Below are 26,863 nucleotides of genomic sequence, written 5' to 3'. Positions count from 1 at the left end.
CTCGATTGAGCCGGAGCGGCATAACGTGGCTCAAGTCCGATTTCTCCCAGAATTTGTCCGATTCTACAGAGCCAAGGGCGTGGGGTCGTTTTCCATCCTACTTTTCCGTTCCGCACGGAGCCGGACTTGATAATCTTGCCCCGCGTTGTGCGTATGGGGTAGGCTCTTCATTCACCCATTCCATCGCATGAGAAAACTCACTTTCTGGCTGGGAGTGGCACTGACGGCGTCTCTGACGTCTGGCTTTGCCGCCGACAGCAAATCGAAAACTATCGTCCTGATTGCTGGCAAGCAATCCCACGGCCCCGGTCAGCATGAACATAATGCCGGCGTACAGTTGCTGGCCAAGTGCCTCAAAGACGCAGGCACCCAGGCTGACATCAAGGTGCACCTAAATGCCGACTGGCCCTCTTCGGAGGAGTTGGGCAAGGCAGACACCATCCTCATCTACTCGGATGGCGGCGGTGGCCACCCTGCGTTGCAAGGCGATCATATTCAACAGCTTGACAAGGAGATGAAGCGTGGCGCGGGCTTTGTGGCGCTGCACTACGCGGTGGAGCCGACCACGGACAAGGGCAACAAGGAGTTCATCGAGTGGATGGGCGGCTGCTTTGAGACCCACTGGAGTGTGAACCCACACTGGGACGCGAACTTCAAGGAATTCCCCAAGCACCCGGTGGCCAATGGGGTGAAACCCTTCACCACCAATGACGAGTGGTACTTCCACATGCGCTTCCGCCCGAATTTGAAAGGCGTGACTCCAGTGCTGAGCGACATCCCGCCAGACACCACGATGAAGCGCCCGGACGGTCCGCACAGCGGCAACCCGACGGTGCGTGAAGAGGTGGCCAACAAAAAACCGCAACATGTGGCCTGGGCGGCCGAGCGGGATGGGGGCGGCCGTGGCTTCGGTTTCACCGGCGGTCACTACCACAAGGGTTGGGGCAATGACGACCAGCGCAAACTGGTGCTCAACGCCATCCTCTGGAGCGCCAAGATCGATGTCCCCGCCGACGGCGTGGCGTCCAAGGTGACGGAAGAGGATCTCAAGGTCAATCTGGACCCCAAGCCCGGACAGGGCCTGCCGGAAAAAAAGCCTGAAGCCAAGCCAGCCGCAGCACCTGCCAAGCCCGTTGCCACCAGCGCGGCGGAGCCCAAGGCGCTCTTTCGCCGCGAGATCGGCAAGGCGGATGGCTTGGTCGAAGTGAAGGTGGATCTGAAGGGCGCGAAGGAACTGTATCTGGTGGTGACCGAAGGTTCAGACGGCATTGCCGCAGACTGGACCGACTGGGTGGAGCCCACACTGGTGGGTGCTGATGGCAAGCGCACCAAGCTCACAGAACTGAAGATCAAGAAGTCCAGCACCGGCTGGGGAAACATCGGGATCAACCGCAATGCCAGCGGCGGCAACCTGCGGCTGGAGAGCACCCCGGCGGGTCAGACCCTGCAGGGCTTCGGCACGCATTCGAACTCGCTCATCGCCTTCGACCTCCCGGAAGGGACGGTCGCATTTGAGGGCAAGGTGGGTATTGACGAAGGCGGGACTAAACAGGGCGGGCAGAATAAGGCGGTGGCCCGCGTGTTCACCAGCGAGCCGCCCGCGGCCATGCTGGCCAGCAAGGGATCCAGCGGGGCGGAGAAAGAATACGGGGTGGAAGATGCGCGCGATCAGATGCGCGGGTTCAAGACCCCCGAGGGCCTGGAGGCCACGCTCTTCGCCGTGGAGCCCCAGATCCAGAACCCGACCAACCTCGACATCGATCCTCAGGGCCGCGTGTGGGCCGTGGAATCCGTGAACTACCGCTCCAGCATGAAGCCCTGGGGCATTCTGCGTGAAGCCGGGGACCGCGTGGTCATCCTCACCCAGCAGAAGGGCGACGGCGTGGCTGGCGAGAAGACTTTCTACCAGAGCCGCGAACTCACCAACGCCTTGGGCATCTGCGTGCTCCCCCAGGACAAGGGCACCAAGGTCATTGTGAGCGCCTCCCCCAACATCTGGCTCCTGACGGACGCGGATGGCGACGACGTGGCGGAGAAGGCCGAGAAGATCTTCATGGTCGGCGGGAACTTTGACCATGATCACAACGCACACGCCATTGTCTTCGGACCCGATGGCAAGTTCTACTTCAACTTCGGCAACGAGGGGCGCGAGCTCAAGTGGCCGGACGGCTCCCGGGTGAAGGACAATCTGGGCAACGACATCTCCGACCAGGGCAAGCCCTACCGTCAGGGCATGATCTTCCGCTGCGACATCGATCTGGCCACGGGCAAGGCCACCAACGTGGAGACGCTGGGCCACAACTTCCGCAACAACTACGAGGTGTGCGTGGACTCCTTCGGCGGCATGTGGCAGTCCGACAACGATGACGACGGCAACAAGGGCGTCCGCATCAACGCCATCGTGGACTACGGCAGCTACGGCTACACGGATGAAATCACCGGCGCGGGCTGGCGCTCTCCTCGAACCAACATCGAGACCGAGGTTCCCCTCATGCATTGGCACCAGAACGACCCGGGCACCATCCCGAACCTGCTGCAAACCGGTGGCGGGTCCCCTACGGGCATCCTCATCAACGAGGGCAAACTCCTGGGCAAGGCGTTTGAAAACCAGCTCATTCACTGCGACGCCGGTCCCCGCACGGTGCGGGCCTATCCTGTGAAGAAGCTCGGTGCCGGTTACACGGCCGAGATGGTGGACATCCTCACCACGGACGACAACTGGTACCGCCCTGCGGACGTGGCCATCGCTCCCGATGGCTCCCTCTTTGTGGCGGACTGGTATGACCCGGGTGTGGGCGGACACAACATGGGCGACAACGTGGCGGAAAAGATCCGCGGTCGGGTCTACCGCGTGGCTCCGAAGGGCAACGCGTATCAGGTCCCAGCCAAGCCGGACTTCAGCAGCGCTGCGGGTTGTGCCGAGGCTTTGAAGTCCCCGAACAACAGCACCCGCTATGTGGCGTATGGGAAACTGCAGGCCCTGGGTGCCAAGGCGGAAGACGTGCTGCAGAAGCTCTGGAAATCGGACGACGCAGTGATTCGCGCCCGGGCCTTCCATCTGCTGCTTCGCCTTCCCGGCCAGTATGAGAACTGGCTCGCCAAGGGGCTGGAAGACAAGGACGCTGACATCCGGGTGACCGCAGTACGCGAGCTTCGCCTGGCCAGCGCCACCAACACGCTGACTGCCGGTCTGAAAGACCTCCCTGCGTATCTGCTGCCCCGCATCAAGAAAGAGGCGGACAAGCAGGTGCTGCGTGAGTATGCCGTGACCTTGCGTACGATCATCGAACCCGTGAAGGAAGCGGGCAAAGAGGCGAAGTCTCCCGATGTCCTTGCAGAATGCTGGGTGGCTTTGGCTGCCAAGCACGATGGCAAAGACCGCTGGTACCTCGAAGCCCTCGGCATCGGCTCCATGGGGCGTGAAGACCGCGTCTTCTCCGCCTGGCTCGCCTCCGTGGGAGACAAGTGGGACACGCCCGCCGGTCGCGACATCGTCTGGCGTGTGCGTAGCACCGCCGCACTGGACTACTTGGCCCGGTTGCTCACCAACAAGCAGGCCAATGACGCCGATCTTCCGCGCTACCTGCGTGCGCTGGACTTCCTCCCGGACAGCGAGGTTAAAGGCAACACCCTGGTGAAAGTGGTCTCCACCTCCACGGATCGCAAGCTGGTGGCCGGTGAGGTCTTGAACCGCCTGGGCAAGTCCAGCTTCCGCGACAAGCCGGAGGTCAAGTCCGTGCTCGACAAGGTGCTGGAGTCCGCCAAGGGCACGCCGGAGTACATTGAAGTGGTCCAAGGTTTTGGCCTGTCAGGGAAAGATGCGGAAGTGCTACAGGCCGCTCTGGCCGAGCCTCACAACCCGCTGGCGGTGGAAGCCATCAAGCTGCTTCTGAAGTCGCCTGCGGGCCGCACCCAGCTCACGAATGCTCTGACCTCACCCAAGGCGGATGCGGTGGTGGCTCTTCTGGGCGGCAGCGGTGACAAAGGGGCGATTAGCCTCCTCTCCGAGATCCTGACCAATGCCACCCGCGAGCTTCCTGTGCGGGCTGCCTCGGTGAAGGCGCTCTCTCTGAGTGCCGCTGGTGCGGAAGCCCTGCTGGCGCTGGCGGAAGCCGGCAAGTTCCCTGAGGAACTGAAGGCCAACGCCGGCACTGCGCTGAGTATGGTGGCGTATCCCGGCATCAGCGATCGTGTGGCGAAGACCTTCCCCGCTGCGACTGCGGCCGGTGGCAAGGCGCTGCCGTCCATCGCGGAACTGGTGAAGATCAAAGGGGACGTGGAGAAGGGCAAGGCCATCTACGCCAAGGCGGAGAGCACCTGCACCCTCTGCCATCGTGCAGGCAACATCGGGGCGGACTTCGGTCCCGGCTTGACCGAGATCGGCTCCAAGCTGGGCAAGGAAGTGATCTACGAGTCCATCATCAATCCCAATGCGGGCGTCAGCATGGGCTTCGAGACTTGGCAGATCACGCTGAAGAACGGCACCATCGCCATGGGCATCGTGCGCAGCGAGACCAATGACGAACTTGTGCTGGCCCTTCCCGGCGGTGTGGCCAACTCCTTCAACAAGCAGCAGATCGCCGAGCGCAAGAAGCTGCCGAATACCATGATGCCTTCAGGCCTCCAATCGATGTTCTCCCAGGAAGACCTGGTGAACCTCGTGGAGTACCTGGCCTCCTTGAAGGCACCGGTGGCGGCGAAGTAGGTTTGTGTAGGTATCGAACCTCAGTCGAGGATTGAGCAATCAAGATCATGCCGGGCGGCTTCGCGCTGCCCGGCATTTTTTGTGTTGAGGGGAGGGGGAGGTATTTGCGGACAGGGGGTGGGAAAAGACACTTTTTGTGATAGCGACCTTGAGCCTTCCGCAGGATGCAGGAGGCAGTCAGCGCGTTGCCGTACGAGATGTGCTCACGGAATACGTAGCCGTTGAAGGTCGCGTCATCCCCCCAATCTTGACTTGAGGCGAGGCTTCTTCTAAAACCGCTTTCTCCATGGCCCTCAGGTCACCCTTCGAGTCGCCGAGAGCCAACGGCATCATCTTTCTTATGATCGGCTTCGTTTTTGCCGTCGGAGGATTGATGATGAAGCGGAAGGAGCAGAAACTTGAGCGCTCTGGCATCACAACTTCAGGAATTATTTTGCGGGGTTGGGTGCATAACGAGCACAGGCGAAGGGAATCCCACCACCTTGAGGTCACCTATCGCGCGGAGGGTTCTGTGTGGCAGAGGAGTTTCAACACCCATGAGGTCTATTACTCGAAGCACATGAACGAGGCGGAGAAGGTCATTCAGCCGGAGGTGCAAGTCCGCTATCAACGCTCTTATCCACTGAATGCCATCTTGGTCGACGGCTCTAAAGATGGCAATGCTGCGCTGTGGGCTGGCGTGGTGGGGCTTGGCATCGGCGCGGCTCTCTTGGCGTTTGCGGCGGTACGCAAGCGAGTGAACGAGTAGCGCCGATTGGCAGGTAAAGCACAGATGGTGATACCGTCCCTGAGCCTTCCGCAGGATGCAGAAGGCACTACGCTGGAAGCGCGGGCTCTCCAAGTTCGAATTTTGCCCACTGCCCACTGACGCACCGGCTCCCCTCCCCCCCGCACGCCACTTGCCTCCCGACTTCTCCGGGCGTATCCTCCCGGCTCCCCATTCCCCATGCCCAAAGTTTACATCAAGACCTATGGCTGCCAGATGAACGAGCGCGACTCCGAGCAGGTGTCGCAGATGTTCCTAGAGCGTGGCTATACCATGACCCGGGAGGAGCCGGAGGCGGATGTCGTGCTCATCAACACCTGCTCTGTGCGCGATCAGGCGGAGCAGAAGGCCATCGGGAAGATGGGCATGCTGCGGAAAATCCACCGCCAGCGCACCCATGTGGTGACGGGTTTCATGGGGTGCATGGCCCAGAGCCGCGCCGGGGAGCTTCTCTCCACGGCCAAGGTGGACCTCGTGGTGGGCACCCAGAAGTACCACCGCGTGGTGGAGTACGTGGAGCAGATCGTCCGCGCCAAGGAAGAGCGCCAGATGGACGATGAGAAATTCTCGATCGTGGACGTGGAGGAGGAGACTTCCTCCCAGAACGCGATCCGCGATCACATCCTGAAGGAGAAGCAGGCCTCCGCCTTCGTGAGCATCATGCAGGGTTGCAACATGAAGTGCACCTTCTGCATTGTGCCCTACACCCGGGGTGGAGAGCGCGGCCGGCCCATCGCGGAGATCGTGGAGGAGGTGCGTCGCCTCGCGGATCAGGGCATCAAGGAAGTGACCCTGCTGGGTCAGATCGTGAACCTGTACGGGCGGCACGAGTTCCCCATGAAGGACGGCAAAAGCCCCTTTGTGCAGCTCCTTGAGGGCGTGCACGAGGTGCCTGGCATCGAGCGCATCCGCTTCACCAGTCCGCACCCCATTGGTTACAAGGCGGACCTCATCAACGCCTTCACCTACCTGCCAAAGCTGGCGGAGCATGTGCACTTGCCCCTCCAGAGTGGCTCGGACGCCATCTTGAAGAAGATGCATCGCCCGTACACGGCCGCCAAGTTTGAGGACCTGGTGGCCCGCATCCGCGCTGCCCGGCCCGGTATCGCCGTGAGCACGGACATCATCGTGGGCTTCCCCGGGGAAACGGAGGAGCAGTATCAAGAAACGCGCGCCCTGTGTGACCGGGTGAAGTTTGAGAACGCCTTCATCTTCCGCTACAGCAAACGTCGCGGCACCCCGGCGGCGGAGATCGATGAATCCCTCCAGCTTTCTGAGCGGGTGAAAGAGGAGCGCAACCAGGACCTCCTCGCCTTGGTCAATACTCACGCCCAGGCCGCATATGAGCCGCTGGTCGGGACCAAGGTCGAGATCCTTTGCGAGGGGCCGAGCAAGACGGACGCCTCCCGCCTCACGGGGCGGACCCGCACGAACAAGATCGTGGTCTTTGAGGGGCCGGCAGACCGCCTTGTCGGCCAGATCTTTGACGTTCATGTGACCGATTTCGTAAACTTCACCCTTTACGGGGAAGCCGTTCTGGCGAACTAGACCGCCCCGCTTTCTGCCTTACCGACGCCCCGCATGAATCTTCAGGAGCTCTACAATTGGATTTTCCATCAGAACCCCGACTTTTCGGGGCTGTCGCTGAAGGCTACCGGCATCGTCTTGGGACTGGTCTTGGCGTTGTCCCACCTCTTTGCGTGGTTGAACGCTGAGGCCTCCATCGCCATCGCCCGCCGCTTCCCGCGCAATCGCACCTGGGGCATCGTCATTCTGGGCATCTGCCTGGTCTGGTCCCTGTTCCTTGCCGCCTACATGGACATGGGTGAGTTCTTCACCTTCCGGCGATACCTGCTCATGATCCTGCCGGTCACCTTTGCGCTGGTCATCATGTATGTGCCTGAGTTTCTGGCCGTAAGAGCTCTCGGCACGCTCATGCTCCTGGCCGCTTCGCCAGTATTGCATGCCGCCTTTCTTCAGCCGCAGATCAGCCGTCTCCTCCTGCCGATCCTCGCCTATGTCTGGATCATTGTCGGCATGTTCTTCGTGGGCATGCCCTACCTGATGCGTGACTGGGTCACTTGGGCGACCAAAACTGCAGGACGCTGGAAGCTGGCCTCCCTGGCTGGTGCGGCCTATGGCATTGTGCTGCTGGTAGTGGCCTTGGTGAACTACTGATTTGGATCCCGACCTGATGCGGCAAACACCCTGATCTGCGGGGTGGACGCCCGCCCGCTGCCATGGCCGCCCCCCGAGTCCTCGTCATCCGCGGAGGGGCCATCGGCGACTTCATCCTGACGCTGCCCGCCATCCGGCTGCTGAGGGAGAGCATCCCCGGCATCCAGTTGGAGATCCTGGGTTACAAGCCCATCCTCGACCTTGCCCTGGCAGGTGGGCTGGCGGAGGCGACCCGGCATCTGGAGCACAGCTCCATGGCCAAGCTCTTCGTGCCGAATGTCCCACTGGATGAGGCCCTGCTGGAGTACTTCCGCGGTTTCAACCTCGTCGTGAGCTACTTGTACGATCCGGACGGCTACTTCCGGGGGAACATGGAGCGCATCGGCGTGAAGACCTTTCTGGAGGCCTCGCATCGCGTCGTGCCGGGGGAAGGCCACGCGGCAGAGCAGCTGGCCCGTCCGCTGGAGCGGCTCGCCATGTATCTGGAAGACCCGGCTCCCCGGCTGGATCTCGCTGCCAGCGCGGCTGTGCCGCAAGATCGCCCCATTCTGGCGATGCACCCGGGCAGCGGCTCGACGAAGAAGAATTGGCCGCTGGACCGTTGGATTGCCACGGGGCGGGAACTGGTCTCCCGCTACCCCCAGTGGCGGCTCGCCCTCGTTACCGGGGAGGCCGAGCTGGAGCGGGGCACCACGGCCGCCATCTTGAGCGGTTGGCAGGGGATCGATTTCCTGCACTGGGACCAGCTTCCGTTGCCGGAGTTGGGGCACCGTCTCGCTGCCTCCACCGCCTTTCTGGGGCACGACAGCGGCATCGGGCATCTCGCCGCCGCAGTGGGCTTGCGGTCCTTGTTGCTGTTCGGCCCCACCGACCCGGCGATCTGGGCGCCGAAGAACGCCGGGGTCAGAATTCTGCTGGAAGAGACAGGTGATTTGTCCGAGCTGAGCACCGCCCGCGTCTGGGATGAATCGGCCACGCTGCTGGCTGATGGACCGCAGAAAACTCATTCGTCAACCTTGTGAGGATCGAACCCGCTGCTACGTTTCTGTTCCATGTCAGAGAAAATCGAGAAACCATTCCAGAAATTCCGCACCTTCCTGATGTTCGGCGCGCCGGGCAGTGGTAAGGGTACCCAAGGAAAAGTCTTGGGGACGATCCCGCGATTTTATCATATGGCCTGCGGGGATGTTTTCCGATCGCTCGACACCCGCACGGCCCTCGGACAGGAGTTCGTGAACTACTCCAGCCGTGGGCAGCTGGTCCCGGATGAAACGACCGTCAAACTCTGGCGGGCCAACATCCACGACCACGACAAGACCCACCGATTCAAGCCGGACATCGATTTCCTCGTGCTGGATGGCATCCCGCGCAATGTGGAGCAGGCCAAGTTCATGGAGCAGGACATCGACGTGCTGCAGGTGTTTCACCTGAGTTGCCCGGATCGTGCAGAGCTGGCCCGCCGCCTGCGCAAGCGGGCGCTCAAGGACAACCGCTTCGATGACGCCAGCGATGAGGTCATCCAGAAGCGCATCCGCACCTATGAAGAGGAGAGCAAGCCGATCCTGGAATACTACTCCGCCGGCAAATACGAGGGGCGCAACATCGTCACCGATATTGATGCCAGCCAGCCTCCTGCCAAGGTGGTGCACCATATCCTGAGCCGCATCATGGAGCTGGATGCCTGGACCGTCATGCAGAGCCACCGCGTCTAGTTCGTCCCGTCTTTTACCTGCTGCATGCGTATTGTCTTTCTGGGCACGGGCGATATCGGCCTGCCCTCGCTTGAACATCTTCTCACGGCCACCTCCCATGAGGTGGTGGCCGTGGTCACCCAGCCTGACAAGCCTGTGGGGCGCAAGCAGGTGCTCACCCCGCCAGCGGTAAAGGTGCGTGCGCTGGAGGCCGGCATTCCCGTCCTGCAACCGCAGCGCCTACGCACTCCAGAGAATGTGGCTGCACTGGCGGAGTATCAGGCGGATGTCTTCGTGGTGGTGGCCTACGGGCAGATCCTTTCCCGTCAGGTGCTTGATCTGCCGCGGCTGGCCTGTCTGAACATTCACGCCTCCATCCTGCCCCGACATCGGGGGGCCTCGCCCATTCAGGCGGCCATCCGGGAAGGGGACGCGGAGAGCGGCGTCACCATCATGTGGATGGATGCAGGTCTGGATACCGGGCCCATCCTCTTGCAGGACTGTTTCCCTCTGAACCCGGAAGAGACCGGAGGCTCTCTGCATGACCGCCTCGCTCAGTTGGCTCCTTCATCCCTGGACAAGGCGCTGGCCCTCATTGAGACCGGGACGGCTCCCAAGATCCCGCAGGACAACGACCTCTCCACCCACTGCAAGAAGCTGGAACGCGAGCACGGGCATCTGGACTGGCAGCGGCCAGCCGCAGAGTTGGAGCGCCTCATCCGCGCCTACCAGCCCTGGCCGGGAACATTCTCGCGCCTGCCCGTAGGAGACAAGCTTCTGCAATTGAAAGTGCTGCGGGCGCAGGTCGCGGATGCCTCTTCACCCGCCGCAGATCCAGGCGCTCTGCAGATCGCTCAGGGCCGGTTGTTCGTGTCCTGTGGAGATGGCGCCCTGGAGCTCTTGGACGTTCAGCTGGAGGGGCGGAAGCCCATGCCAGCCAGGGATTTCCTCCGGGGACAGGGGGCGCTGGAGGGCGTCATCTTGAGCTGAGTTTTTCTCCCGCCGGGCTGCCGAGCAGGCAGGTTGACTGCTGCTCCCTGCAAAATACCAGCCTTGCCCTCGGCAGATCGTTCCGCTAGCATCCGCCGGAAATGAATTCCCGCCCTTGTACGTTCGCCCCCAGACTTCCCGCGTTGCTCGTGGGCGTGGCTGGCGTCTGGTTCGCTCTCGCCGCAGGGGCAGAGGCCCAGCAGATCGTGGATACCTCCATGCATGCCAAGGCTGTGCTGCACCAGGATGGCACCCGTACGGATTCGGTAAAGGATTTCACTGGGCGTCAGCTCACGGAGACGACGTATGACTCCCGCAATGTGGCCATCGCCCGCAAGACGTTTTTGCTGAACGAGGGCGGCGACCCTCTCCAGGGCCTCATCCAAGACGGGGCAGGCAACCTCATTGCCCGGGTGGAGTTCTACTTCGACAGTTTGGGCCGACTCATCGAGGAGCGGTGTGTGAACACGCGGAGCGAGGTCTTCCGCCGGGTGATCCGCCAGTATGACGCCTCGGGCAAGGCGCTCCCTCCCAAGGCGTTCGACTACTCAGTGAACGCGCCCAACATGAAGCCGGCGACGCTGAACTTCACCACCGTGGTGCCCGGGCCGGAGCCCGCCACCACCACCGTGAACCAGACCCCAGGCGCACCGCAGATCATGACGGTGAACCCGACTGGTCGCGCCTCGGTGAAGGCGGACTCCAACGCCAAACCGGGTACGGAAGAGAAGAAGAAAAAGGGCTGGTTCGGTTTCGGGAAAAAGTAGGGGCCTGATGCCCTGATGGTTCATCGTGGTGCCGCCTGAAAGTGACGGGCGCACGTATTCGACAAGTTGGCCCGGATTCGTTGCGGCTCTGTGGGGCTGGTTGAGCCGGGCTTTTTTTGCATTCACCAAACAAAACTTTTGTAAGTTCTTGCGCCTCCGTTGTCTGAGACGACTCCTTTCGCGCGTTATCCCCAAGATTATGTCCAGACTCCTGCTTCTGCCGGCCATCGCTTTCGCGGCCATGGTGCTGCCCCTGAAGGGCGAGGAAAAACCCGCCGCCGTCCCGCCTCCAGCCCCAGATTCGGCAAACCGGACCCAGCCGGGCGATGCGGATCCCTTTGAAGCGATCGTTCGCATCGAAGCTGCATTCCTCCAGCCTGACTACCGTATCCCGTGGCAAGGTGGCCGCCCCTCCAGTGGCAGCGGCACGGGCTGGCTGGTGGGCAAGAACCGCTTCCTCACCAATGCGCACGTGGTGAGCAACAGCACCAAGCTCATCATCCGCACGATGAATGATCCGGAGCCCTTCGAGGCCCGCATCCTCTTCATCGCGCATGATTGTGACCTCGCCATGATCGAGGCGGTGGATCCCAAGCCGTTCGAGCACCTGAAGCCGTTCCAGATCGATGGCATTCCGAAGCTCAACACCGAGGTGATCGCGGTCGGTTATCCCATCGGCGGCGACCGCGTCAGCGTGACCCGCGGCGTGGTTTCCCGTATCGACTTCCAGAGCTACTCCCACAGTGGCATCGACCAGCACCTGGCCATTCAGGTGGATGCGGCGATCAACCCGGGGAACAGCGGCGGTCCGGTCTTGCAGAACGGCAAGGTGGTCGGCGTGGCCTTCCAGGGCTACAGCGGCTCCGTGGCCCAGAACGTGGGTTACATGATCCCGGTGCCGGTCATCAACCGCTTCCTCAAGGATGTGGAAGACGGCAGCTATGATCACTACATGGATCTCGCCGTCACGGACTTCCCGGTGGAAAACCCAGCCCAGATCAAGGCCCTCGGTCTCGAGGACAACGGTCTAGGTGTGATGGTCGCCAATGTGGACGGCGCGAGCTGCGCGGCGGGTCTGCTGGAAGTGGGCGATGTCATCCTCTCCCTGGATGGCAGTCCCGTGTACACCAACGGCCTCATCCGCGTGGATGGCGAGCTGGTGAACATGAACGAAGTGGTCGAGCGCAAGTTCGCCGGTGACAAGATCAAGGCCGAGATCCTCCGCAAGGGCGAGAAGAAATCGGTGGAGCTGACGCTCAAGCGGTACCTGCCCTACCTCACCCTGGGTGAGCAGTACAACCAGCGGCCCAAGTACGTGATGTACGCAGGCATGCTCTTCCAGCCCATGAACCGCAACCTTATGGAGGCCCACTCGATCCGTGATCCGCTGGTCAACTACGTCTTCGACAACTACATGACGAAGGAGATCTTCAAGGAGCGTCCGGAAGTGGTCATCCTCACCACCATCCTGCCCGATGAAGTGAACAGCTACCTCCAGGGGTATCAGCACAGCATCGTGGATGAGGTCAATGGCGTGAAGATCAAGACCATGAAGGACCTGGCAGAGGCGCTCAAGAAGAAGGAAGGCGACGGCAAGTTCGTGGTCATCAAGCTTCTGGAGAAGAACCGTCCGCTGGTGTTGAAGCGGGAGCTGGCGGATGCCGCGCATCCGGTGATCATGCAGAAGTATGACGTGAGCGAGGAGAGCTACCTGGGCGACGAATAGCCCCGGCCTTGTTTCCTCGATTTCCCACTTCTCTTCTTTCTGACAGACCTTTTTTCTCAGAACCCATCATGAATCTCTTTCGCGCTACACTCACCTTCACCTCGCTGTCGCTCACGCTGCTGACCGGCGGCGTCTGCCTGGCCCAGGCCGGCCCGGGTGACATGCCCAAGCCCGGCAGTGCCGCTGGCGGCGCTCCCGCTGCTGCTGAGGAGGCGCCGGTCGTCTCTGCTGGCGGACCAGCACCCATCATCGAGGCCGCGGGCAAAAACACCGCCCTCGTGAAGGTGAACGTCACCTTCCAGCCCTGGAACTACCGCATCCCGTGGCAGAAGTCCTCCCCCGGCGCCCGCCGTGGCCTGGGTGTCCTGCTGGATGGCAACCGCATCCTTGTCACCGGCCAGATCGTGGCCGATGCCACTTACATCGAACTCGAGCAGGCCGACACCGGCCGGAAGATCCCCGCCAAGGTGAAGGCTGTGGACTACGAGGCCAACCTCGCACTCCTCGAACCCGCCACCGCGGTGAAGGACTTCTTTGAAGACCTCACCCCGCTGAAGGTGGATGCTGACTCCCGGGTGGGCGACAAGCTCCAGACCTGGCAGCTCGGCCGCGTGGGGGACCTCATCGTCACCCCGATGGAGATCAACAAGGTGCTCACCTCCCTCTACAATGTCGAGGGCAGCATGTTCCTGGTCTATGAAACCATCGGCATCATCCGCAGTGAGGCCAACAGCTTCACCCTCCCTATCATCAGGGACGGCAAGCTCGCCGGCCTGCTGCTGCGTTATGACTCCAAGAACCAGACGGCCACGATCCTGCCCGGACCCATCATCCAGCATTTCCTGAAGGACAATGCGGATGGCCAGTACCAGGGCTTCCCCAGCCTGGGGGTGGAGTTCCAGATCACACTGGACGACCAGTTCCGCGAGTACCTCGGGCTCAAGAAAGACCAGCAGGGCGTGTATGTCAGCGGCGTGACCAAGGGCGGATCTGCAGAGCAGATCGGCCTCAAGGAAGAAGACATCATCCTCGAGATGAACGGCTTCAAGGTGGACTCCCGCGGCGACTACAAAGATCCCAAGTACGGCACCCTGAACATGAGCCACATCGTGCGCGGCAGCAGCTATGTAGGCGACGAACTCAAGGTGAAGGTCCTTCGTGGAGGCAAAGAGCAGACCCTCACCGGCAAGCTCACCCGGAAGAACCCCAAGGACTTCCTGGTGGCCCCGTATCTGTTTGATCGCGGCACGAACTTCCTCGTCATGGGCGGACTTATCTTCCAGGAGCTCTCCATCCCGTTCCTCCAGAGCTTTGGCAACGACTGGGAAACCAGCGCCCCACTCCGTCTGGTGCACGTGGCCAAGCATACGGATGACTACGAGAAGGAAGGCAAGCGCAAGATCGTGATCCTCGCCGCCGCCCTCCCCACTCGCAGCACCCAGGGCTATGAGCGCGTCGGTGGTGCCATTGTGAGCGAGGTCAACGGCCAGCCGATCAATGATCTGGCCGATCTCGACAAGGTGTTCAAGGAGTCCAAGGAAAGCATCCACACCATCAAGCTGGATGACTTCCCCAAGCTTCTGTATCTCGATGCCGTGACCGCCGAACTGGACAACCAGAAGCTGCTGAACGGGGCCTATCGTTTGGGGCTGCTGAAGCGGATTGAGTAGGTTCGGGTGGTTGTTTGACGAATTCATTTGAGGCGTGTCCGTGAAAGCGGGCGCGCCTTTTTTGTGAGGAGGCAATTTGGATCAACGCGAGTATGGGTGATAACTCCGAATGAAGGGCGCGTCGTGGTTGGAGTTCCGCTTTTAAGCCAATGCCATCAGGGAAAAGGTAACCAGGCCGATGATTTTCCTTTTGCGAACGAGCTGAGGGCTGAAAGCCCGGAGTAATACCAGCCTTGGGCAACGCCCAAGGTTGGCGTTAGTTTTAGATGTTGAGGGCTGTAGGCCCGGAGTCATTCAGGGAAGCTCGTTATGGGCAGGCTTGATGAGGCCGGGCCTTCAGCCCTCAAGGGTTAATGGGTCATCGATTCCTTGGGCGTTCCCAAGGCTGGTATCACGCCGGACCTTCGGCCCTCATGAGTCTGCACAATCAGCCGACCGTGAAATGGATGCGCAGCAGCGTCTCTCATTCGCGCTCGGGGCATATTCTTTTCCCTGATGGCATTGGCCTTTAGGCGGGCATTGGAAATGTTGAAGCGGAGCGAGGTGTCGGAGACGCACGACTGAGCCGCGTAAACGCGGTACTCCAACCACAGCGCGGGTACTCTCCGGCAACTCGCTCACGTTCGGCGCTGCTGCCAAATTTTACCAATCTCGCCCCTGTCCCGCGATTGCGTTTCAGAGGTCGTCCTCCTCTCCGCCGTTATTGCCTGCGTGACATTGCTTCCGCAACGGCCCTCCATCCTCGCCCTGGTCTTCCTCAGCGGCGTGGGTCTCTCCGCCGCAGCGACTCCGACCCCGGTGGACTTCGTCCGCGAGGTCCGGCCGATCCTCGAAAAGCACTGCTATGACTGTCACGGGCCGGAGAAGCAGAAGAGCGGTTATCGTCTGGACCTGAAGCAGATAGCGTTGCACGAGGGCGACAACCATGCGCCAAACATCGTCCCGGGCGCCAGCACCCGGAGCCCGCTTGTCCGTTTCATTACGGGTGCTGAATCCAAGATGATGATGCCGCCGGTGAAGTCATCGGTGCCGAAGTTAACCTCCACGGACCTCGACACACTGAAGCGCTGGATCGACGAAGGAGCAGTCTGGCCGGAGGGCGTGGATGTGGCGAAGACGGAGGACCGGATGGACTGGTGGGCTTTCAAGCCGCTGCAACAGGTGGCCGCTGCCGATCTCCCCACCACCAGCGAAACACTGGACACCTTCATCCAGCGGGCTCTTGCCTCCAAAGGTCTCACCCAAGCCTCCTTGGCAGATCGACGCACCTTGATCCGCCGCCTCTCCTACGATCTCGCCGGGCTGCCGCCGTCGTCGGAGGAACTCGCTGCTTTCCTCCAGGATCCGGACTCCGATGCCCGCGCTTACGAGCGTCTCGTGGATCGCTTGCTGGCCTCACCTCGCTACGGCGAGCGCTGGGCGCGGCACTGGCTGGATGTGGTGCATTACGGGGAGACGCACGGTTATGACAAGGACAAGCCCCGCAACAATGCGTGGCCGTACCGTGACTATGTGATCCGTGCTTTCAACGAGGACCGGCCGTATGCGCGGTTCGCGGAAGAACAGATCGCCGGGGACGTGCTCTTTCCCGGCACGCGGGATGGCATGGAGGCGCTGGGGTTCATCGCGGCAGGGCCGTGGGATCTCATTGGCCACGCTGAAGTGCCGGAGTCAAAGATCGACGGCAAGATCGCCCGGCATCTGGACCGGGATGACATGGTGCAGAACACCCTGGGCACCTTCATGAGCCTGACGGTGGGATGTGCGCAGTGCCACAACCACAAGTTCGATCCCATTACCCAAGAGGATTACTACTCGCTTCAGGCGGTGTTTGCCGCGCTGGATAGGGCGGACAAGAAGTACTACACCGATCCTGTGCTGACCCGGAAGCGCACGGAGCTGGAGTATCAACAGCGCCAGCTGAGCGACCGGCAGAAAAAGCTGGAGAAGAGCCTTCAAGATAAAGCCGGGCCGGAACTGGCGACGCTGGATGGCAAAATCACTGAGGCGCGCAAGGCTACCAAGGGGAATGCGAGTCCGAAGTTTGGTTATCACAGTGCACTGGCCGCGACCCGCGACGAGGTGAAATGGGTGCAGGTGGATCTGGGGCGGGCGGTGGCGGTGGACCGCGTGGTGGTGGCTCCGTGCTATGATGACTTTAACGGCATCGGGGCCGGGTTTGGATTCCCAGTGCGGTATCGCGTGGAGGTCAGTGATGATCCTGCCTTTGCCGCGGGGCAGGTGAAGGCGGCGGTGCATCGGGATGCGGAAGATCAACCGCGTCCTGGAACGGCCTTGCAGACGCTCAAGCTGGAGAGCGCCCAAGGGCGCTACGTCCGCTTCACCGCCACAAGGCTGGCGGAGCGGAAGCAGGACTACATGCTGGCGCTGGCGGAGCTCCAGGTGCTGGATGAGCAAGGAAACAACCTCGCCACTGGCGGCACGGTCACCTCGCGGGATGTCATTGAGGCCCCGCCGCGCTGGGCTAGGGTGAACCTCATTGACGGTGTCGCTCCGGGGTTCGAGCCGGGCAACGAGTCGCGACTGCTGGCAGATCTGGAGGCTCAACGCAAAAGCCTGTTGGCTAAGCATGCCAAGCCGGAGGATCTGAAGGAGCTAGAAGTGACGCGGGAAAAGGTGGAGCGCATCAACCGGGAACTCTCTGCCATGCCCGCACCGCAGGTGGTCTATGCCGGGACCGTGCACTATGGGAGCGGCACGTTCACCGGGACGGGGCCTTCTGGCGGCAAACCCCGGCCCATTGCTCTGCTGAAACGCGGTGATGTGAAGACACCGGACAAGCTGATGGCACCAGGCGGCATCGCGGCGTTCGATGCTCTGGCGGGCCAGTTCGCCTGTGCCAATGCGAATGACGAAGGGGCCCGACGTGTGGCCCTGGCGCAATGGATCACGAGCCGGGACAACCCCCTCTTCTGGCGCAGCATGGTGAACCGGGTCTGGCAGTATCACTTTGGCCGCGGTCTGGTGGATACGCCCAATGACTTCGGTCGCATGGGGGGCACGCCCAGCCATCCGGAACTATTGGACTGGCTGGCGCGTGCCTTCCGTGATGATTTGCAGGGTTCTGTGAAATCACTGCACAAGCTCATCGTCATGAGCCGCACCTACCGGCAACTGAGTGATGCAGCACCGCAGGTTGCAGAGCGGGCGGCCACAGTGGATGCGGACAACCGGCTGCTCTGGCGGCAGAACCGGCGCAAGCTGGAGGCGGAGGCGGTGCGGGATGCCATCCTCTCCGTGAGCGGCCGACTGGATCTGACGATGGGCGGCCCGTCGTTCCAGGACTTCGTGATCGAGAAGCCGGAGCACTCGCCGCACTATCAGTATCACCTGCATGATCCCAACGATCCGCGCAGCCACCGGCGCAGCATCTACCGCTTCATCGTGCGCAGCCAGCAGCAGCCCTTCATGACGGTGCTGGATTGTGCGGACCCCTCCATGCGGGTGGACAGGCGGAATGAGAGCCTCTCGCCGTTGCAGGCGCTGGCCATGCTCAACAACGGCCTGACGGTGGCGATGGCGGAGCACTTCGCCAAACGCCTGGAGCAGGAGGCGTCCGATCCTGAGCAGCAGATGCAGCGCGCCATGTCGCTGGCACTGGGGCGCGAGGCCACCGGTGAAGAGGTGACGGCGCTGGTGGCCCATGCTGCCCAGCACGGCCTGGCCAACACCTGCCGCCTTATCTTGAACCTGAATGAGTTCACGTTCGTGGATTGATCCCCTGATGCAACGCCCATGAAGACGCCGTCGATGTTATCACCAAGAACTCTGAGCCGCCGGGATCTGCTGGCGGCCAGCGGGCAGGGGTTCGGGCTGCTGGCGCTGGGATCGCTCCTGCAGAGTGAGGTCCTCCAGGCGGCGGCCTCCGGGGAGGGGCGGGCGCCCATGCGCGCGCCGCGGGCGAAGCGGGTGGTGCAGCTCTTCATGGCAGGGGCTGCGAGCCACATCGATCTCTTTGACTACAAGCCAGCGCTCATCAAGCACCACGGCGAGCCCTCCGACTTCGGCGAGGCGGTGGAGGCATTTCAAAATGGTCTGGGTCCCTGGAAGAAGCCGGTGTGGGATTTCAAGGCCTACGGCGGGAGCGGCAAGATGCTGAGCGAGGTGGTGGCCCCGCTGGGTGCCTGCGTGGATGACATGGCCTTCGTCCACAATCTGGTTGGCAAGACGGGTGTGCACTCACAGGGCACACTGCTCCAGGCCACGGGATTCAATCTGCCGGGATTTCCCGGTATGGGCTCCTGGGTGAGCTATGGACTGGGCTCGCTTAGCGAGAACCTGCCCTCCTTCGTCGTGCTGCCGGATCATCGCGGGTTCGCCTCCAACGGACCCAAGAACTGGGATGCGGCGTTCCTTCCTTCCCAGCATGCGGGCACGATCATCTATCCCGGTGCAGAGGTGCCCATTGCGGATCTCTACCCGCACAAGGCGGGCTCCTATGTCAGCGCGAAGTCTGAGTCGGCGGGACAGGATCTGTTAACCCGCTTGAACCGTCAGCATGCGGCGCTGCATGGCGGGGATCCGCGGCTCGACTCTCGCATCCGCAGTTATGAACTGGCAGCCAAGATGCAACTGGCCGCCCCTGAAGCGCTCGATATCTCGGGAGAGCCTGAGCGGATCAAGGAAATGTACGGCATCCAGGAGCACCGCAAGGTGTGGCCCACCGAGATCAATCCTGCGGAGGAGGCGGACTGCATGGGACGCAAATGCCTGACCGCCCGCCGTCTGCTGGAGCGCGGGGTGCGGTTCGTACAGATCTGGAGCGGCAATGACAACGGCTTTCCCCGCCGCAACTGGGACAGTCATGAGGACGTTGAGAGAGACCACGGCCCGCTGGCCTGGGGCATGGCCAAGGCGGTGAGCGCTCTCATCCTGGATCTCAAACAGCGCGGCCTGCTGGAGGATACGCTGATCCTCTGGACCACCGAGTTTGGCCGCATGCCCTCCACGCAAGGCGGCTCAGGGCGGGATCACAATCCGTACTGCTTCACCAACTGGCTCTGCGGCGGCGGCATCCAAGGCGGCGTGACCTATGGCGAGAGCGATCAATGGGGCTACAAGCCGCTGGACCGGGATCATCCCACGCAGGTGTATGACATCCACGCCACCATGTTGCACCTGCTGGGCATCGACCACGAAAGGCTGACGGTCCGCCACAACGGCATCGACCGCCGCCTGACCGACGTGCACGGGCACGTAGTTAGAGAACTACTGACCTAAATTAGGAATGCTGAATTAGGAATTAGGAATGAACTTCCTGAAGGACATCAAGGATGCTCCATTCCTAATTCAGCATTCAGAATTCCTAATTTCCTCAGGCTGCTTTTTTCTCCTGCTGCACGTACTTGAGCAGCTTGGCGAGGGTCTCGCGCATGACAGGGCGTTGGATGATCATGTCCACTAGGCCGTGTTCCATCATGAACTCGGCGGTCTGGAAGCCAGGAGGGAGGTCGCTGTGGGTGGTTTCCTTGACCACGCGCGGACCGGCGAAGCCGATCATGCACTTGGGTTCGGCCAGGATGAGGTCGCCCACGGTGGCGAAGCTGGCGGTCACACCCCCGGTGGTGGGGTGGGTGAGCACGGAGATGTAGGGCAGTTTGGCCTCGCCGTGGCGGGCGAGGGCACCGCAGGTCTTGGCCATCTGCATGAGGCTGAGGATGCCCTCATGCATGCGGGCGCCACCGGAGGCGCTGAAGATGATGACGGTGCACTTCTCGCGGGTGGCGGTCTCGATGGCGCGGGTGATTTTCTCCCCCACCACGCTGCCCATGCTGGCACCCAGAAAGCGGAAGTCCATGATGGCGAGCACCACGGGGGTGCCGTCGATCCTGGCCCGGCCGGTGACGACGGCCTCCTTGAGACCGGTCTTGACCTGGTAGGCCTTCACTTTGGCGAGGTAGTCCTTGAAGCCGAGGGCGTTGACGGAGTCGAGGTTGGCGTCGATTTCTTCGAACGTGCCGTCATCGACAAGTGCGGCGATGCGCTCCCCTGAGCTCATCGTGAAATGGTGGCCGCACTGCGTGCAGACCCGGAGATTCTTGGCCAGGGCGGATTCGTAGAGGCTCTCTCCGCAGGAAGGACACTTCACCCACAATCCCTCAGGCATGTCCTTCTTCTTCTCACCGAGGTCACTGACTGAGCGTTTGCTGAAAAGTCCCATGTAGTTAGAGTTTGGCGTTGGAGGAGCAGCTTAGCAGGGGATGGGGGAAACCGCAACCCCCGGTCACAAAGCGACAGGGAGGCGAGGCACCGGAGCGCCTGCCTCCCTGAGGAGATTTTCTTTGGATCTGAGCTTTGACTAGGCCAGCGAGAGCTGGGGGGCGGACACCCCGGCGGCCTCGGCAATGGCTTGGTCCGTAGCGGCGGCGAGGACCTCCAGGCCTTCCTCCAGCGCTTCCTGCGGAATCGAGAGGGGCGGGGAAATCTTGACCGTCTGCCCCCAGGCGCCCACGGGGGCGAAGAGGAGCAGGCCGCGCTGGTAGCACAGTTCGATAATGCGGTGGGCCAGATCGTGATCCGGCTCCGAGGTGCCGGGCTTCACGGTCTGCATGCCAGCGACCAGGCCCTTGGCCGAGACGTGGCCGACGATGAGCGGGTGCTTGGCCTTGATCCTCTCCAGCCCGAACAGAAGTATCGGCTCCAGCTCGGCGGCGTTTTCCGTGAGGCGGTCGCGCAGCAGCTTGTTGATCGCGGCGGTGGCGGCGGCGCAGCACACCGGATTGCCCGTGTGGGTGCTGGTCATCGAGCCGGGGCCAAACTGGTCCATGATCTCGCCCTTGCCCAGCACAGCCGAGAGGGGGAGGGAGCTGCTGATGCCCTTGCCGCAGCAGATGATGTCCGGCGTGACACCGTAGTGCTCGAAGGCCCAGAACTTGCCCGTGCGGCCAAAGCCAGCCTGCACTTCATCAAAGGTGAGCACGATCTGATGCTGGCGGCACCAGGCGGCGAGCTCGGCCACGTATTCCACGGGGGCGAAGTCAGGGCCTACGCCCTGATAGGTCTCCATGATGACGCCGGCGATGTCCGAGGGCTTCAGGCCCTGCTTGGCGAGGGAGTCGAGGAAGCAGTCAAACGACACATCCTGCTGCCAGTACCCGTCCGGGAAGGGGACGTTGACGATGGAGGGGTCTTCATTGACGATCCAGGTCTTCTGGCCAGCCATGCCGCCCGCCTGCTGCGAGCCCATGGTGCGACCGTGGAAGCCGCGCTCGAAGCCGACGATGCCGATCTTGCCGCGACCGCCGACCTTGATGCCGTGGGCGCGCGAGAGCTTGATGGCGCACTCGGTGGCCTCTGAGCCAGTGGTGAGGAGGAACACCTTGTTGAGCTCGGCCGGGGCAAGTGAAGCAAGGAGGGTCACCAGTTCGGCACGTTCTTCGCTAGGGAAAACGTAATTATGAAGCAGCCCGCTGTTCACCTGGTCGATGATGGCCTGCCGCACCTCTGCCACGCCGTGACCGGCGTTGGTCACCAGCACCCCGCTGCTCCAGTCGAGCCAGCGGTTGCCGTATTTGTCATACACAAAAATGTCTTCGGCCCGCTCCCAGACGATGGGGGGCATGCCGCGCATCGACGTGGGTTCCAGCGTGCGCAGTCGCTCCAGGGTGGACAAGGAGTCCGGATGGGGCAAAGCGGTGGCGATGTGGCGGTACTTCGTCGCGACTGGCGGGACGTTGACTGGTGAAATATTGAACTCTTTGCCCATGTAAAGAAGCTATCACCTCGGCATTGCACCCTCCACGCCGTGTGTCATGATTTCCGGTACTTTTGTCACAGAATGAAGCCTGCCAACCAAGTCAGAAAACCGATCCGGGAAACTGTCCCGTTGTCTGAACATGAGTCGTTTCACTGCGAAGAAGTGCAGGGGCCAAACTACGGCGCCCAGTGGCATTTTCATCCGGAACATCAACTGACACTCGTGCTGAAGAGCCGTGGTTACAGGGTTGTAGGCGACAGCCTGGCTCCCCTGACCGCCGGAGACCTGGTCCTGGTCGGGTCGAATTTGCCTCACGTCTGGCACCAAGATGAGAGCGCCGGGCGGTCCCGAAAAGCGGTTCATGCGATCATCATCCGCTTTTTGGACAATTTCATGGGCGATGACTTTTTGCAAAGACCGGAGCTCGAAAACGTCCGGCAGTTGCTTAAGCGGGCGAGCCGCGGATTGCATTTCACCGGAAAAACCCGGAACGAGGTGGCGGAGCGTTTGCGCCGTCTGGCCGATAATCAGGGCCTGCCTCGTGTGATTGAGCTATTGAGCATTCTGGACCTGCTGTCCCACTCGAAGGACGTGAAGTCACTGGCCAGCCCGCAGTATGCGCCGGAGCTCAAGGGATCTGACCAGGGACGGATGGAGCGGGCGATCCGCTATATTCACGGGAATCTCCTGGAGACCGTGGACCGCGACGAAGCTGCTGCTCACGCCAGCCTCAGCCCGGGAGCCTTCAGCCGCTTCTTCCGCACCCGCACTGGCAAGACCCTGCCGCAGTATGTGAATGAGCTGCGCATCGGCCGCGCCTGCTCCCGCCTGGTGGAAGAGGATATCAAGATCGCGGACCTCGCCCTGGATTGCGGGTTCGGGAACTTGGCGAACTTCAACCGTCAGTTCCAGCGCGTGATGGGGATGACGCCGAAGGCGTATCGGCGGGAGTTCCAGAGGAATGCGGTGTTGTAGGGAGAGTGAAAAGTTGAGAGTAAAAAGTGAAAAGTGGGGAGCGCTTTCAATCCTCACACAAAGGCACGAAGGCACAAAGTTCGGGAGGATTTCAAGGAGCGGCGGTTTGTGCCTTGAGCACAACCGCCGATGGTGAGCGGAGGAGGGGTGGGTGTCCTCGGCGTGAGATGCTCGCGTGCTTTGAGGACGAGGCAGCTGATGAAAGCCCTGGGTGGGCGTCTCTCTATCAGCAGGCGAAAGCGGCGTCGAGCCGCCAGCACTCCAAGACGCTTCGCGACGGTGGGAGTGCCGGGTTCCTGCGTGGGAGGGAACTACTGACGCACTGACGTACCGCCCACTGACGCACTGGATTGCTGGTTTACTGAATTACTGAGTTACCGACTTTACCAAGATCTCTGTCTTCACGGAGTTGGCGATGTAGCACTGCTCGTGGGCCTCGTGGTGGAGGTGGTCTTCCTCTTCGGGCGACGGGGCGTTGGGGCCGTACTGGATGCGGATGTTGAGGGTGATCTGGCTGACCCAGGGGACGCCGGCGTCGTTCTTGGTCATCACGCCCACGGCCTCGTCTTCATAGCGCTCGACCTGGAAGCCTTTTCGCCCCGCGAGGAAGAGATAGGTCAGCATGTGGCAACTGGAGATGGCGGCGACAAAGGCTTCCTCCGGGTCCACGCAGTCGGGATTGGAGAACGGCGGGCGCACCACGGAAGGCGAGGGGGAGGCCGGGACGGTGACTCCGCCGTCGAACTTCCAGGTGTGCTCCCGCGAATAGCGTCCTTTGGTGAACTCTCCCTCGGCACTGGTGTTTTCCCACAGGATGAAGGCTTTGTGTTCGGACATGTAGTTGGGTGCGTTTGGGAGAGGGTTGTGCTGGAGCCAGAAGGAACGTGTGGTAGGATTGATCCTCAATATGTCTGGTCCATTGGTTACGGATTCGACCTGCGAAACGGCAATGCCAATTTCGGGGCGTGTCGGGTGTGATGGAGGCTTGGCGATAAGTACGCGCTCAGTTCCTCGTCGGTGCACTGGAGTCGACCTGCTTGCAGCTTGGAAGCGGATGCCCCATCTTGATGCGGCTGAGGCTGAATTGTTCGAGGCGGAGCTGGCTTCGGCACGGAAAAACCTGCGGTTGCTACAGGCTGACTTCGTGGACTGACCTCGACTAAGGGGAACGTCCTGCTCAGGAGATCGTTTGACTAGAGGGCGTTTCCGAACCCGGAGGGTTCACCATGCGTAGCCACGGGTTAGGCGAGTTTAGCGAGCCAAACCCGTGGAAAGCGCCAACGCCGTGCTACCGCGGAGCGGTAGGCCTTCGACGGGTGTGCCTGCTTGGGAGGTATGACCGCCGTGATGGCCTACCGCTCCGCGGTAGAGTTTGTGCGCGACGTTTTCCATGGGTTGCACTCGCTCCGCTCGCTTCACCGCATGGCTATTCATGGTGAACCCTCCGGGTTCGAGTGCGGGGGGGCGCCTCGCAGCAGGAGGTTCCTTGGCGGTCTGCTGGCTTGAGTCGGGAGATTTGCGGCACCGCCTGCCGGTGTGGACGGAGCCTTCGTCGACGCCGCAAGTGAGCCCGCTGACGCCAAAGGCGTCATACATGCTAGCCCAGGGTCAGGCGAGGCACGAGCCGCCACCCTGGGTACATGGGCAATGGGTCAGAACTCCGAAGTGAGTTCTACAGACTGTGACCGGATCCCTGAGGTGCACACTGCATGTAGTGCGGCCCGTCTCCGGGTGATTTGGACGGTTTGTAGAACTCCTTTGGAGTTCCAGCGCTTTTCCATCGATCCCCCTGGGTGGCGGCTCGTGCCTCGCCTTACCCAGGGCTGTTTTGTTTGACGCCTTTGGCGTCAGGAGCCCACTTCCCGCCCCTTCGGCGAGCACCTGTCATGCAGGACAGGGCTCGCCAATGCTGGAGGCTTTTCCTCCCCCTTACTTCTTCGTCACCTTCTTCTGCTCCTTCACGAACTTCTCGGGCTGGCCTTCGATGAAGTCGATGACCTGGCCCTGGTCGCGGAGGCGTTCCTGGAGGTTCTCGATGATGAGGTCCTGCACGGTCTTGTTCCAGAGGGCGGCGCGGGCGGCGGCGACTCCGGCGGCGTGGCCAGTCTTCATCCAGGTGCTTTCCAGGCGGTAGGTGCAGAAGGCCACGTGGGAGAAGCTGGCGGCGCCGGGGACGAGGAGGTTGGTGCATTCCTCGGCCTTGGGCTGGATGGCGCGGAAGGGGATCTGGTACACTTGCCCTTCCTCCCAGATGCGGCCTTCGTTTACGAACTCCGTGGGGGAGAGGGCGAGGCGTTGCACGTGGTGGCTGTCGATGAAGTGGCTGCCCATGGCGATGCTGTCGGGCTTGCGGCGGTCTTCAGTGATGTCCTTCTGCGTCACCACGTAGAGGCCCTTCATGCGGCGGGCTTCGCGCACATAGGGCTGGTAGGGCCAGTGGTCGTTGTTGGTGAACTCGTCCTTGGCCAGGCCCCATTGTTTGGTCTCGGTGCGCAGTGTTTCTGGCACGGTTTCATCGGTGGCCAGGAAGTGGAACATGCCCAGGGTGTAGTCCGTGTGATCAGCGATGATCCGGTCCCGCGTGGCGTAGTCGCCATCGGGGTAGTCGAACTGCCCGCCGAAGTGGCCTACGGAAATAACGGCGGCCTGCTTGTTGTTGACCTCCTTCTTGTCCTTGCGGCCGGGGGCGTGGGAGTAGAGGTCGATGATGTCGAGGAGCTTCACTGGCTCATTGGCGGCGGTCTTCTCCTTGATCCAGTTCTCCAGCACGCGGTAGCGGGCTCGGTCATACTGCTTGGGCTGGGGGAAGGGCACGCTCTGCTCCGGATCGTTGGAGAGGCAGAGACGCCAGTTGTAGTTCATGACTTTTTTGTCCGCTGCGCCTTCGGTCACATCCTTGGCCCAGCCGCTGATGCCGGGGAGGAGGTTGCCCTTTTCATCCACCGTCGCGGCCTTGCGCGGGGTCTTGTCCAGGCGGATGCCGGCGAGGGATTCGCCATACTCTTCGATCGACTCGCGGCCCCAGGTGTAGCTCACGCCACTGCGGGCCATGAGGTCGCCTTCATAACCGGCGTCCACAAAGGTCTTGGCCGTGATCTTGGATCCATCGCTGAGGGTGATGCTCTTGATGGTGGCGCCTTCCTTTTCCACCTTGTCCACCCGCACGCCGTACTTCACCTCCACCTTGGCTTCATCCAGCATGGCGTGGAAGACCTTGGCCGCGACTTTGGATTCAAAGTAGTACACCGGGTTCCAGCGGCCGTATTCCCAGCCCATGCGCTGGTAGGCCTCCTGCGCCACGCCGCCGAAGGTCCACTTCAGCATGTGCTCGGTCTCGGCGGTGTTGAGGCCGCTGGTGTTGAGGCCGCCTACTTCTTTGGTGGGCTCGATAAGGAGGGTCTTGGCGCCCTCGCGAGCCGCGGCCACGGAGGCGGCGACCCCGCAGGGGACGCCGCTGTACACTACGACGTCATAGGCGGGGGCGTCAGCGGGTGGGGTGGAGGTGGCGGCCGGGGGGGCGGTGGGTTCCTGGGCCAGGCCTGGGTGCAAGGCGGTGGCGGCAATCAGTGCGGCAACAAAGAAGCGGCGGTGCATGGTGTGAGGAAGGGAGGGAGAGTGAGGATCACCAACGAGGAGGCTGGCAGTGGAATAAGTCAGGACCGCGGGAGATTGGACATG

The 26,863-nt window shown here is 61.9% G+C and carries 17 protein-coding genes; 13 read left to right on the top strand and 4 right to left on the bottom strand.

All coding sequences use genetic code 11. From position 1 onward, the window contains the following. The first annotated feature begins 187 nt into the window (after positions 1-187). The 12 genes from BV106_RS02995 (at position 188) to BV106_RS02940 (ending at position 19,734) form a co-directional block, all read left to right on the top strand. Positions 188-4,705, top strand: a complete 4,518-nt coding sequence (locus tag BV106_RS02995; RefSeq protein WP_038160283.1) for a PVC-type heme-binding CxxCH protein — start codon at positions 188-190, stop codon at positions 4,703-4,705. A gap of 286 nt (positions 4,706-4,991) precedes the next feature. Continuing rightward, a complete protein-coding gene (locus BV106_RS02990) occupies positions 4,992-5,453 on the top strand; it encodes a DUF3592 domain-containing protein (RefSeq protein WP_038160280.1) in 462 nt (153 codons plus the stop codon). Between the two features lie 198 nt (positions 5,454-5,651). Beyond that, positions 5,652-7,019: a tRNA (N6-isopentenyl adenosine(37)-C2)-methylthiotransferase MiaB gene (gene miaB, locus BV106_RS02985; RefSeq protein ID WP_038160277.1), complete on the top strand. Its 1,368-nt coding sequence runs from the start codon at positions 5,652-5,654 to the stop codon at positions 7,017-7,019. A 33-nt stretch (positions 7,020-7,052) separates the two neighbouring features. Further along, positions 7,053-7,649: a hypothetical protein gene (locus BV106_RS02980; RefSeq protein WP_051944881.1), complete on the top strand. Its 597-nt coding sequence runs from the start codon at positions 7,053-7,055 to the stop codon at positions 7,647-7,649. Between the two features lie 62 nt (positions 7,650-7,711). Further along, positions 7,712-8,671, top strand: a complete 960-nt coding sequence (locus BV106_RS02975) for a glycosyltransferase family 9 protein (RefSeq protein ID WP_051944878.1) — start codon at positions 7,712-7,714, stop codon at positions 8,669-8,671. Between the two features lie 30 nt (positions 8,672-8,701). Next, complete coding sequence (locus BV106_RS02970; protein ID WP_038160272.1) at positions 8,702-9,361, top strand: nucleoside monophosphate kinase; 660 nt, start codon at positions 8,702-8,704, stop codon at positions 9,359-9,361. Positions 9,362-9,385: 24 nt separating this feature from the next. Next, entirely contained in the window at positions 9,386-10,330 is a 945-nt protein-coding gene (fmt, locus tag BV106_RS02965; protein WP_038160270.1) for a methionyl-tRNA formyltransferase, read from the top strand. Positions 10,331-10,431: 101 nt separating this feature from the next. Then, complete coding sequence (locus tag BV106_RS02960) at positions 10,432-11,097, top strand: hypothetical protein (protein WP_265595284.1); 666 nt, start codon at positions 10,432-10,434, stop codon at positions 11,095-11,097. A 199-nt stretch (positions 11,098-11,296) separates the two neighbouring features. Next, entirely contained in the window at positions 11,297-12,823 is a 1,527-nt protein-coding gene (locus BV106_RS02955; RefSeq protein WP_038160265.1) for a trypsin-like peptidase domain-containing protein, read from the top strand. Between the two features lie 68 nt (positions 12,824-12,891). Beyond that, entirely contained in the window at positions 12,892-14,493 is a 1,602-nt protein-coding gene (locus BV106_RS02950) for a PDZ domain-containing protein (protein ID WP_038160263.1), read from the top strand. A gap of 711 nt (positions 14,494-15,204) precedes the next feature. After that, positions 15,205-18,231, top strand: coding sequence for a PSD1 and planctomycete cytochrome C domain-containing protein (locus BV106_RS02945; protein ID WP_265595283.1), 3,027 nt, complete (start codon positions 15,205-15,207; stop codon positions 18,229-18,231). 18 nt (positions 18,232-18,249) lie between these two features. Beyond that, a complete protein-coding gene (locus BV106_RS02940) occupies positions 18,250-19,734 on the top strand; it encodes a DUF1501 domain-containing protein (protein ID WP_081891484.1) in 1,485 nt (494 codons plus the stop codon). A gap of 94 nt (positions 19,735-19,828) precedes the next feature. Here BV106_RS02940 and accD read toward each other — a convergent pair whose 3' ends face one another. After that, positions 19,829-20,674, bottom strand: a complete 846-nt coding sequence (accD, locus tag BV106_RS02935; protein ID WP_038160258.1) for an acetyl-CoA carboxylase, carboxyltransferase subunit beta — start codon at positions 20,672-20,674, stop codon at positions 19,829-19,831. 138 nt (positions 20,675-20,812) lie between these two features. Further along, a complete protein-coding gene (locus tag BV106_RS02930) occupies positions 20,813-22,219 on the bottom strand; it encodes an aspartate aminotransferase family protein (protein WP_038160255.1) in 1,407 nt (468 codons plus the stop codon). Positions 22,220-22,603: 384 nt separating this feature from the next. Between BV106_RS02930 and BV106_RS02925 the strand changes: the two genes are divergently transcribed. After that, positions 22,604-23,185: an AraC family transcriptional regulator gene (locus BV106_RS02925; protein WP_218280867.1), complete on the top strand. Its 582-nt coding sequence runs from the start codon at positions 22,604-22,606 to the stop codon at positions 23,183-23,185. A gap of 366 nt (positions 23,186-23,551) precedes the next feature. Here the strand turns inward: BV106_RS02925 and BV106_RS02920 are convergent, their stop codons facing one another. Both BV106_RS02920 and BV106_RS02915 read right to left on the bottom strand, forming a co-directional pair. After that, positions 23,552-24,022, bottom strand: a complete 471-nt coding sequence (locus BV106_RS02920; RefSeq protein WP_038160249.1) for an OsmC family protein — start codon at positions 24,020-24,022, stop codon at positions 23,552-23,554. A gap of 1,092 nt (positions 24,023-25,114) precedes the next feature. Continuing rightward, a complete protein-coding gene (locus tag BV106_RS02915; protein WP_038160322.1) occupies positions 25,115-26,779 on the bottom strand; it encodes an FAD-dependent oxidoreductase in 1,665 nt (554 codons plus the stop codon). Between the last annotated feature and the right edge of the window lie 84 nt (positions 26,780-26,863).

The organism is Verrucomicrobium sp. BvORR106 (assembly GCF_000739655.1).
GTDB lineage: Bacteria > Verrucomicrobiota > Verrucomicrobiia > Verrucomicrobiales > Verrucomicrobiaceae > Verrucomicrobium.
This window is presented reverse-complemented; position numbering and strand designations above follow the sequence as displayed.

What these genes read in the sequence shown, in the direction of transcription:
- BV106_RS02940 (WP_081891484.1), top strand. Translation starts at nt 18,250, where the DNA reads ATGAAGACGCCGTCGATGTTATCACCAAGAACTCTGAGCCGCCGGGAT.
- miaB (WP_038160277.1), top strand. Translation starts at nt 5,652, where the DNA reads ATGCCCAAAGTTTACATCAAGACCTATGGCTGCCAGATGAACGAGCGC.
- BV106_RS02975 (WP_051944878.1), top strand. Translation starts at nt 7,712, where the DNA reads ATGGCCGCCCCCCGAGTCCTCGTCATCCGCGGAGGGGCCATCGGCGAC.
- fmt (WP_038160270.1), top strand. Translation starts at nt 9,386, where the DNA reads ATGCGTATTGTCTTTCTGGGCACGGGCGATATCGGCCTGCCCTCGCTT.
- BV106_RS02995 (WP_038160283.1), top strand. Translation starts at nt 188, where the DNA reads ATGAGAAAACTCACTTTCTGGCTGGGAGTGGCACTGACGGCGTCTCTG.
- BV106_RS02925 (WP_218280867.1), top strand. Translation starts at nt 22,604, where the DNA reads ATGGGCGATGACTTTTTGCAAAGACCGGAGCTCGAAAACGTCCGGCAG.
- BV106_RS02930 (WP_038160255.1), bottom strand. Translation starts at nt 22,219, where the DNA reads ATGGGCAAAGAGTTCAATATTTCACCAGTCAACGTCCCGCCAGTCGCG.
- BV106_RS02920 (WP_038160249.1), bottom strand. Translation starts at nt 24,022, where the DNA reads ATGTCCGAACACAAAGCCTTCATCCTGTGGGAAAACACCAGTGCCGAG.
- BV106_RS02990 (WP_038160280.1), top strand. Translation starts at nt 4,992, where the DNA reads ATGGCCCTCAGGTCACCCTTCGAGTCGCCGAGAGCCAACGGCATCATC.
- BV106_RS02960 (WP_265595284.1), top strand. Translation starts at nt 10,432, where the DNA reads ATGAATTCCCGCCCTTGTACGTTCGCCCCCAGACTTCCCGCGTTGCTC.
- BV106_RS02915 (WP_038160322.1), bottom strand. Translation starts at nt 26,779, where the DNA reads ATGCACCGCCGCTTCTTTGTTGCCGCACTGATTGCCGCCACCGCCTTG.
- accD (WP_038160258.1), bottom strand. Translation starts at nt 20,674, where the DNA reads ATGGGACTTTTCAGCAAACGCTCAGTCAGTGACCTCGGTGAGAAGAAG.
- BV106_RS02970 (WP_038160272.1), top strand. Translation starts at nt 8,702, where the DNA reads ATGTCAGAGAAAATCGAGAAACCATTCCAGAAATTCCGCACCTTCCTG.
- BV106_RS02955 (WP_038160265.1), top strand. Translation starts at nt 11,297, where the DNA reads ATGTCCAGACTCCTGCTTCTGCCGGCCATCGCTTTCGCGGCCATGGTG.
- BV106_RS02980 (WP_051944881.1), top strand. Translation starts at nt 7,053, where the DNA reads ATGAATCTTCAGGAGCTCTACAATTGGATTTTCCATCAGAACCCCGAC.
- BV106_RS02950 (WP_038160263.1), top strand. Translation starts at nt 12,892, where the DNA reads ATGAATCTCTTTCGCGCTACACTCACCTTCACCTCGCTGTCGCTCACG.